The 5216-nt window shown below is 28.7% G+C and carries 3 protein-coding genes; all 3 read right to left on the reverse strand.

Features of this window, described 5'->3' with window-relative positions; genetic code table 11:
• Window positions 1-2024 (reverse strand): DUF3857 domain-containing protein (locus B4I81_RS05525; protein WP_291108556.1); only part of this gene is annotated, 2024 nt, incomplete at its 3' end.
• A 9-nt stretch (window positions 2025-2033) separates the two neighbouring features.
• Window positions 2034-3941 (reverse strand): transglutaminase-like domain-containing protein, encoded by a 1908-nt coding sequence (locus B4I81_RS05530; RefSeq protein ID WP_291108558.1) that lies wholly within the window; start codon window positions 3939-3941, stop codon window positions 2034-2036.
• Window positions 3942-4038: 97 nt separating this feature from the next.
• The coding region (locus B4I81_RS05535; RefSeq protein WP_291108560.1) for an FG-GAP-like repeat-containing protein at window positions 4039-5216 on the reverse strand (1178 nt) is incomplete at its 5' end.

Below are 5216 nucleotides of genomic sequence, written 5' to 3' on the forward strand. Positions count from 1 at the left end.
ATAGTTAATTTGTTGCCTTTTACTTCGGCTTTGCTTACAAAGCTTCCTGTTTCGTTTTCCACTTTTACATTTAATTTTTCTAAACCACTAACAGTAAATCCTTCTGGTATATCTAAATTGATTGTGTATTCAAAAGAACGAGGAAAACTGGTGTAAATATTATTGGTTCTTTCATGTTCTTTTTCTTCAATATCTATTTGTGAACTAATGAATTTTCCAATATCTAAAATATAATTATTTCCTGCTTTTTTGATGAAATTTGAAGTAATATTGAACTTTTCTGAGATTACTAATGGCTCGTTAATGCCGAATCTTCCTGTTTTTTCTACTTTTAATTCGTGTTTGTCAACTTTTATGTCGTATTCTTCTTCAATTTCCTTTTTGAATTTTTCAACCTGATTTTGTTTGAATTTTTCAATTAATGCAGCATATTCTTTTTTGTATTTATCTTTATCTTTTTGCTTTCTAACCATGTCTAAAACAGGGCTTGTTCCATATTTTTCATAATCTTCATTAATATAATCATAGAAGAAAATTTTACTATTGTGTTCAAATTCTTTATTGTGACCATATAAAGAAGAAATTTTTGTAGCATTTGCAGTTGAAAAATCAGAAGCTATTGAAAGATTAGTAGTTACTTTTGTAATATTGTCTTTATAAGTTAGCCCAGGAAGTGTTATTTCTTCAATATCACTTACTTTTTTGCTTTTCGAAACTTTTAATGCATAAGCTTTTGTGTTTTCTAAAGAACTATCAAATTGATTTGGGATAGAAAAGGGATCAAAAATTCCAAAAAAGATTGGTTTCTCTGTGTTTACTTTAAGAAGAATTCTTATGTTTTCCTGAATCAATACATCACTTATAGGTCCATTTTCTTTTCCTGTAGCAACTATAATGTCAAATTCTATTTTTTGTTTTTTAAGAAATTGCATGAAATAATTAATGAATTGTTCCTCTCTTGTAAAGAAAACAGGATCGTAGCCATAAAGTCCAAAAGGATTCATGATTTTGGCATCATTTATTACAAAAGCTTCAATGTATCTTGTGTAAAATTGATGACGCATAAAGTAATAGACAGCATTTACTTTTTCTTCGTTTGAATTGAATTTTTTTCCTTTTAAAAAGTCTTCTACATCATTTAAATTTCCTGCAGGAAAAAATTTTGAATCATAATAATTAAAAATATCTTCTTTAGTAACCGTTTTTTTAATGATATTTTCTTTTTCTGGTAAAAACGCAGCGGCTCTTTGCTCGAATTTCCCCGAACGAGCAAAATATACTTGAAATTTATAACACGGAAGTTCTACTAATGGCAAAAACCATCTTGGAAAATCGTTCTTAGGGATATCAGTTGCAATAATTTCATATTTACGTTCACCACTTTTTTCTAACGGAATTTGTTTTAATTCAGGTCCGTTGTTGTAGGTGTTGAAGTTAACAAAGAAATCATTTTCTGTTTGAAAAGTTAATTTGTAGTTTAATATAGGATAATTATCGCCAAGTGTTCGCTCTACAGCATCAAATCCAAACTCATAAGTTGAACTAAAGGTTTCGGTACTGTAATTATAGAAATCAATAATATCACCAATTTCTAGGTTAGGAACGGCAACTTTTTTTTCCTTATCAACACTCACAGCTTCTTTTTCTGTATTTATGATATTTTCAGTTCCGTTTGGTTTTATAACTTTTATACCAACAACAGTTTTTATAAGTGCTCCATATCTTGGATTTGATTTTTCAGAATAACTAAATTCTGAGAAGCTTGTAACAGCAGCTTGATCATTAAGTTTTACTCTTTTTCTAAAAGCGGCTCTGTAGGTAACGTTTTTACCAAATTTATGAAAATCGTAATCTTCATATTTATAAATTACAACTGCGGATTCATTTTTATATTTATCTGGAATTGTATTTGCATTTTTATAATTATCATTTTTGCCCCAAAAGAAATCTTTAATTTCATCTTTTGTTTGTGCTTGTGAAAGACTAACCCAAATAAAGGTTAGTAAAAATAATTTGAATTTCATTTTGGATTTTTATTTGGTTAAAACAACTTGCTCTGAATAGTTTTTTTGAATTGTTGCATAATGATTTTTCCAATCATTAAATTTTGATGACTTTATGATCCCGTTTTTGAATTGAAATTGTTTGGTATAAAATAGTATATTCCCTTTTACTTCATATTTCATTGAAATGGTATAATCATCTGTAATTATCGAAATATTTTCAGGCATTTTCGCAACTTTATACCCTTCAGGAATTTGCAAACTAATTGTAATATCATCAAATGATTTATAGCTTAATACAAAATCAGTTTTGCGTTCTTTGAAATCGAAAGAATTATATTCTTTATTGTAATTTAAATCTACATATATTTCATTGTCAAATGAAGAAACATGATTGGCAATGGCAACATCATAATCTAAAGTTAGTTTTTGATCTCTGTTTGATAAATCAGAAGTTGTAATATTGCTTACAGTACAATTTTTATCTTTAGAATTCAAATACCATTTTAATGCATCTTCTTTTTTATCATTTTTTATGGAGTTGTAATTATACAAAAATGAAGCTCTACTTTCACCTAGATATTCCATTTTTACTTTTCCTTTTAATGTTTCGTTTTCAATTACATAGTTAATTGTACTTTTTTCTGTGTTTGACGCAGCTTTTTGTACTGGAATTTTATCTAAAATAAACTTATCTCCATCTTCAATTAATACCTCTTTCCCTTGAATTCTTTGAGCGTATTCTCCAAATGAATTGTATTTTTCGGTTCCGTCTAAGAAGTATTTTTTTCCATCTTTTAATAAAGCGCAAATCATATGATTGTCTACTGATAAAGAAGGGGTGCTGTAATCATAAACAATATGATTAGTTCCAATCCAACACAATCTAGCGTCAAATCCAGCTAATTTTAGCATTTGCTTTGTTAGATTGGCCATTCCTTTACAATCGCCATATCTTTTTTGAAAAACATTTTGAGCATCATCTGGTTTAAATCCTGCAATTCCGTCTTCAAAAGCTATGTATCTGATGTTATCTTGAACCCAATAGTAGATGTTTTTTATTTTTTCATCATCGTTTTTTGCAGTTGCAGTTAATTCTTTTACTTTTTCGGCGAAAATTGTAGTATCATCTTTCATTGAATCTACAAGTGATTTGTACCATTTATATAAATCGGAAGTGGTACTAAAAAGTGTTTTCTTTTCGTTTTTAACCGAAAATGATTTTGCTACAAATAAGATGTGTGGATATAAAAAGCTTGGTCCAGGGCTATAATTTTCTTTTGGATTACCATTTAAATTTTCAATGGTGTATGTATAAATTGTAGTTTCAGCATTTTGTGTTACTACTTTTTTTATAGCAAAACCATCAAAGTTAAATTCTTTTATTTCTAAATCTAACCATTTTGGAATTTCAATAATTACCTTTTTTTCAATTACTGGAAATTCATCACTAAAATATATGCTTGTAAAATATTTACTGTCTTTGATTTTCTTTTCCATTTGGTACTTGTAGGTATAGCCCTGAACAGGAAAATCTACTTGCATGAATTTTACACGTGCATCATTATAAAATAAGTCGTTACTTTTATAAAATTCATCATTTACATAAAAGTTAGCTTGTTTGTCTGTTTTATATTTTAATGAAAAATTTTCAATGGTAGATTGGCTATCATAAAACTCATATTTCTGAATATCCGCTCTGTGATTAATATTCATTAATTGTTCTTTTACGCTGTAATTAACTTCAACAAGATCGTTTGTTTTATTAATGTTAAAAGTGACTTTCTCAGTACTGCTTAAAATTGCAATATCAAATTTGTCATACTTTTCTCTAATAGATTTTGCTGTTTTTATTTCTTCAGGAGATGGATCTGCATTTTTTTGAGCAACAGTCGAAATACAAAAGAAAAGGATAAATAATAATGGAGAAATTTTCATGTTGAAATAATTTGCAATAATATAAAAAAATAGTTTACATATAAAAATAAAAACTGCCTTTAGTAAAGACAGTTTTTAAATTTATCAAAATTGAAGATTATTTTTTTATAAAGTTCTCGGAATATTTATTTCCGTCAGTAGTTTCAATCAAAAGAATATAAAATCCTTCTGCTAGATCAGTAATCGAAAATCTAGATTCATTAAGTGTAACATTTTTAACTACTTTCCCTAAAGTAGATATAATAGATACATTTTTAATTTCTGAATTTTCAATATTTGTTAATGTTATATTGTCTGAACTTGGATTAGGATATAGCATTATTTTTTTGTCTTCGTTATTTACTAAACTTAATGGACTAGAACCCTCAATTACAGATAGTGTTTCATTAATATTTGGATTGTTAATTACATCCACAACTCCAGAAGGCCAATTGATAACAATTTGAGAAATTGTAGTATGGGTGCCAATTCCAAAATGTGCATTCAAAGAACTCATGTATTTAAAGCCTTCTCCACTTCTGATATCTCTAATTTGTTTTCCAAAAGGGCCATAAATTTCAACTCTAGCTCCAATTCCATTGCGGTTGCTTTGGATTCCTTGCAATGTAACCTTAACCCAATTATTTCCATTTGGTATTGCGTATCTAACGGTAGTTCCGTTTAAGATATCTAAAAAACCATCATTGTTTAAGTCTCCAATTGCACCAACACTAATTGCTGTATAATTTGTAGCTTCAAAAACATTATTTCCTTTGTTGAACATGATTTTGTTACCACCACCTAATACGTCTACTTTTCCATCATTATCAAAATCGTAAGCCACGTTATCAATGTTAGTTGAAGTATTAGTGTCCCAACCAGAACCAGTAGTAATATTAGTAAAAGCAGCTGTAGAAGTATCTAAATTATTTCTAAAGAATTTATGTGTACCAGCACTTGCTGTTATTATTACATCCATGTCGTCATCATTGTCAAAATCGGCTACAGCAGATGACCATGTTTGGATTGGTGTTACATTAATTCCTGCTATTGCTGAAATGTCTGTAAATACTCCATTACCATCGTTTCTGTGTAATTCACATGGTGGACCTGAACATTTTGAAATAAACATGTCTAAATCACCATCATTATCAAAATCTGTCCATAAGGATGCATAATTACCGCCACTAGGAGTAATTCCTAATGAGTATGCACCAGAAGTACCCGATTGATAATATCCCATATTACCATTCCCATCATTTATATAGTACACATTTGGAGCCACATCATGGCAAG

Origin of the sequence: Flavobacterium sp. UBA6195 (genome assembly GCF_002422095.1) — a bacterium.
GTDB lineage: Bacteria > Bacteroidota > Bacteroidia > Flavobacteriales > Flavobacteriaceae > Flavobacterium.